Origin of the sequence: Mycobacterium sp. (genome assembly GCF_052144515.1) — a bacterium.
GTDB lineage: Bacteria > Actinomycetota > Actinomycetes > Mycobacteriales > Mycobacteriaceae > Mycobacterium.
The window spans coordinates 1-4096 of record NZ_JBKQQD010000080.1 but is presented as its reverse complement, the minus strand read 5'-3'; the positions used below and the strand labels follow the sequence as shown (position 1 = coordinate 4096).

General features: G+C 65.1%; 4 protein-coding genes. 3 read left to right on the top strand and 1 reads right to left on the bottom strand.

Translation table 11 applies throughout. The features are described 5' to 3' along the window. The 3 genes from fgd to ACLP9N_RS04250 form a co-directional block, all read left to right on the top strand. Positions 1-688: glucose-6-phosphate dehydrogenase (coenzyme-F420) (gene fgd, locus ACLP9N_RS04260; RefSeq protein ID WP_442406220.1), on the top strand; the 688-nt coding region annotated here is incomplete at its 5' end. An 11-nt stretch (positions 689-699) separates the two neighbouring features. Then, on the top strand, positions 700-2793 hold the full coding sequence (pta, locus tag ACLP9N_RS04255; protein ID WP_442406219.1) for a phosphate acetyltransferase: 2094 nt from the start codon (positions 700-702) through the stop codon (positions 2791-2793). Beyond that, positions 2786-3931, top strand: a complete 1146-nt coding sequence (locus ACLP9N_RS04250; RefSeq protein ID WP_442406218.1) for an acetate kinase — start codon at positions 2786-2788, stop codon at positions 3929-3931. The genes pta and ACLP9N_RS04250 overlap by 8 nt, the downstream gene beginning before the upstream one ends. Here the strand turns inward: ACLP9N_RS04250 and ACLP9N_RS04245 are convergent. Further along, a partial coding sequence (locus tag ACLP9N_RS04245; protein WP_442406221.1) for a PDZ domain-containing protein occupies positions 3928-4096 on the bottom strand: 169 nt, incomplete at its 5' end. The two genes, ACLP9N_RS04250 and ACLP9N_RS04245, sit on opposite strands and share 4 nt — an antisense overlap.

The following is a 4096-nucleotide window of genomic DNA, read 5'->3' as shown; positions in this document are numbered from 1 at the left end:
CGAGTCGCTCAACGAGATCGCTACCGGGTACGAGGGCGACTGGCCGGAGTTCAAGGAGCGCTATGCCCGGCTGCGCGAATCGGTGCGGCTGATGCGCGAGCTGTGGCTGGGCGACCGGGTCGACTTCAAAGGCGAGTACTACCACACCAAGGGCGCCTCGATCTACGACGTGCCTGAGGGTGGCATCCCGATCTACATCGCAGCCGGGGGGCCCCAGGTTGCCAAGTACGCGGGCCGCGCGGGTGACGGCTTCATCTGCACCTCCGGCAAGGGTGAGGAGCTGTACAAGGACAAGCTCATCCCTGCCATGTGGGAGGGCGCGGAGGCTGCGGGCAAGAATCCCGACGACATCGACCGGATGATCGAGATCAAGATCTCCTATGACACCGATCCCGAACTGGCGCTGGAGAATACGCGGTTCTGGGCGCCGCTGTCGTTGACCGCCGAAGAGAAGACCAGCATCCACGACCCGCTCGAGATGGAGAAGGCCGCCGATGAGCTGCCGATCGAGCAGGTCGCCAAGCGCTGGATCGTGGCATCCGACCCCGACGAGGCCGTCGAGAAGGTCGCCCAGTACGTCACGTGGGGCCTAAACCACCTGGTATTTCACGCGCCCGGTCACGACCAGCGCCGATTCCTGGAGCTTTTCCAGAAGGACCTGGTGCCCCGGCTGCGGCGGCTCGGCTGAACGGCAGGCGGGTGGCTCACGCCAGTCCCGGCGTCGCTGGAACTTCTGCGATCTATATCGCCGCGCCAGAACCGGAGACCGGCAAGTCGATGATCGCGTTGGGGATCCTGCACCGATTGACCGCGACGGTGGCCAAAGTCGGTGTGTTCCGGCCGATCATTCGGCACGGGGAGGACCGCGACTACATCCTGGACCTGCTGCTGGCGCATGCCACCGCCGGTCTGCCCTACGAGCGCTGCGTCGGCGTGACCTACCACGAGCTGCACGCCGATCGTGACGCGGCCATCGATGACATTGTCGAGCGGTACCACGCGATGGCGGCAGCGTGCGACGCGGTGCTGATCGTCGGCAGTGACTACACCGACGTCACCAACCCCGCCGAGTTGAGCGTCAACGCCCGGATCGCGGTCAACCTCGGCGCGCCGATGTTGCTAATCGTGCGGGCCCGCAACCGTACCGCCGATGAAGTCGCGGCCGTCGTCGAGCTGTGTCTGGCTGAGCTGGCCGCGCACCATGCTCATACCGCGGCGGTGGTGGCCAACCGCTGCGAGCCGTTGCAGCTGGCCGCCGTCGCCGACGCGCTGGGTCGTTTCACCCCGCAGTCCTATGTGCTTCCGGCGGCGCCGTTGCTGTTAGCGCCGACGGTGGCCGACCTGCAGACGGCCGTGAACGGGACTCTCGTCAGCGGTGACCGCGCGCTGATGGGACGCGAAGTGATGGGTGTGGCGGTCGCCGGGATGACCGCCGACCACGTGCTGGAGCGCCTGCGCAGCGGGGTGGCCATAGTCACCCCGGGTGACCGTTCGGACGTCGTGCTGGCCGTCGCCAGCGCCCATGCCGCCCAAGGCTTTCCGTCACTGTCGTGCATAATCCTCAACGGGGGGTTCGAGCTTCATCCTTCGATCGCGGCGCTGGTGTCCGGCCTGAGGCTGCGGCTACCCATCATCACTACCCTGTTGGGCACCTTCGAAACGACCAGCGCGGTGGCAGCGGCACGCGGCCGGATTACCGCGACCTCGCAGCGCAAGATCGACACCGCACTGGAACTGATGGAGCGCTACGTCGACGTCTCGGATCTGTTGTCGCAGCTTGCCATCCCGATCCCGACGGTGACCACACCGCAGATGTTCACCTATCGATTGCGCCAGCAGGCGCGATCGGATCGCAAGCACATCGTGCTTCCCGAAGGCGACGACGATCGCATCCTCAAGTCTGCCGGCCACCTGCTACAGCACGGTGTCGCGGATCTGACCATCCTCGGAGACGACGTCCAGATCCGCCTGCGCGCTGCTGAACTCGGCGTGAACCTGGACAACGCCACGGTGCTCGACCCGTGCACCAGCCAGTTGTGCGACCAGTTCGCCACCCAGTATGCCGAGCTGCGCAAGAACAAAAATATGACCGTCGAGCGGGCACAGGAGATGATGCGCGACGGTTCATACTTCGGCACCATGCTTGTGTACAACGGCATGGTCGACGGTATGGTGTCCGGCGCCGCGCACACCACGGCCCACACGGTTCGGCCGGCGCTCGAGATCATCGGGACCGCGCCGGGCATCTCGACGGTGTCCAGCATCTTTCTGATGTGTCTGCCCGATCGGGTGCTGGCATATGGTGACTGCGCGATCGTCCCGGATCCGACCGCCGAACAACTCGCCGATATCGCGATCAGCTCGGCGCACACCGCCGCGCAGTTCTGGATCGAGCCGCGGGTGGCCATGCTGTCCTATTCCACCGGTGACTCGGGCACCGGCGTCGATGTCGACAAGGTCAGGATGGCAACGGGATTGGTGCGCATGCGGGCACCGCAGCTGCCGGTCGAGGGCCCCATCCAATATGACGCCGCGGTAGAACCATCAGTCGCGGCCGCCAAGGTGGGTGATTCGCCGGTGGCCGGTCGCGCGACGGTGCTGATCTTTCCTGACCTGAACGCCGGCAACAACGCCTACAAGGCGGTGCAGCGCAGCTCGGGGGCGATCGCCATCGGTCCGGTGTTGCAGGGTTTGAACAAGCCGGTGAACGACCTGTCCCGCGGCGCCCTGGTCGAAGACATCGTCAACACCGTGGCGATCACCGCGATCCAGGCGCAGGGTGCTCATGACTGACCGCGTGGTGCTGGTGCTGAACGCCGGCTCATCATCGCTGAAATATCAACTGATCGAACCCGATTCGGGTGAATCACTGGCGGAAGGCGTCATCGAGAAGATCGGTGAGCCATCGTCGCTTGTCACCAACCATGGCGCGGCGCTGCGGGTGGCATTCGAGGAGCTGTCCGAAGACGGTATCGATCTGAAGGCCTGCGGGTTAGTCGCGGTTGGGCACCGGGTAGTTCACGGTGGGGCGGTTTTCTACCGACCGACTCTCGTCGATGACGCGGTCATCGCTGAGCTCAAACACGTGTCGATGCTGGCCCCGTTGCATAATCCGCCCGCCGTCCAGGCCATCGAGGTCGCCCGCAAGATGCTGCCGGATGTGCCGCATGTTGCAGTGTTCGACACCGCGTTCTTCCACCATCTGCCTGCGGCCGCGGCGACCTACGCGATCGACCGTGAGCTGGCGGAGCGGTGGCGAATCCGGCGGTACGGGTTTCACGGGACCTCGCACCGCTACGTCAGCGAACAGGCCGCGGCGTTCTTGGGTCAGCCGTGGGAGAAGCTGAATCAGATTGTGCTGCATCTGGGTAACGGTGCGTCCGCGTCGGCGATCGCCGGCGGTCGCCCGGTGGACACCTCGATGGGATTGACTCCGTTGGAGGGCCTGGTGATGGGCACCCGCAGCGGCGATATCGACCCGAGCGTCGTGAGCTACCTGCACCGCGAGGCCAAGATGAGCGTCGACGACATCGAATCGATGCTCAATCACCGCTCCGGGATGCTGGGACTGGCCGGCGAACTCGACTTCCGCAGGTTGGTGCAGATGATCGAATCCGGCGACAACTCAGCGCAATTGGCCTACGACGTGTTCATCCACCGACTGCGCAAATACGTTGGCGCGTATCTGGCTGTGTTGGGCCGCACCGACGTGGTGACCTTCACCGCAGGCGTCGGTGAGAACGTCGCGGCGGTGCGCCGCGACGCGCTGCGCGGGTTGGCCGCGCTGGGCATCGAGATCGACGAGCAGCGAAATACGCAGTCCGCCAACGATGCCCGGCGGATTTCCACCGATACCTCGCCGATCGCCGTCCTGGTGATCCCGACCAACGAAGAACTCGCGATTGCTCGCGACTGCCTACGAGCGATCTAGCTATCGGAACCGGGGACGACGGTGAGACTGAGGTGGTGGCCGTCCCGCACGACCTCGATCGGCGCGGGCTGCCCGATCGTGAGGTGACGGACCGCGACTACGAATTCGTCGGCGTCGGAGACGGTTCGGTCGCCGACCTTGAGGATCACGTCTTTCTGCAGAATC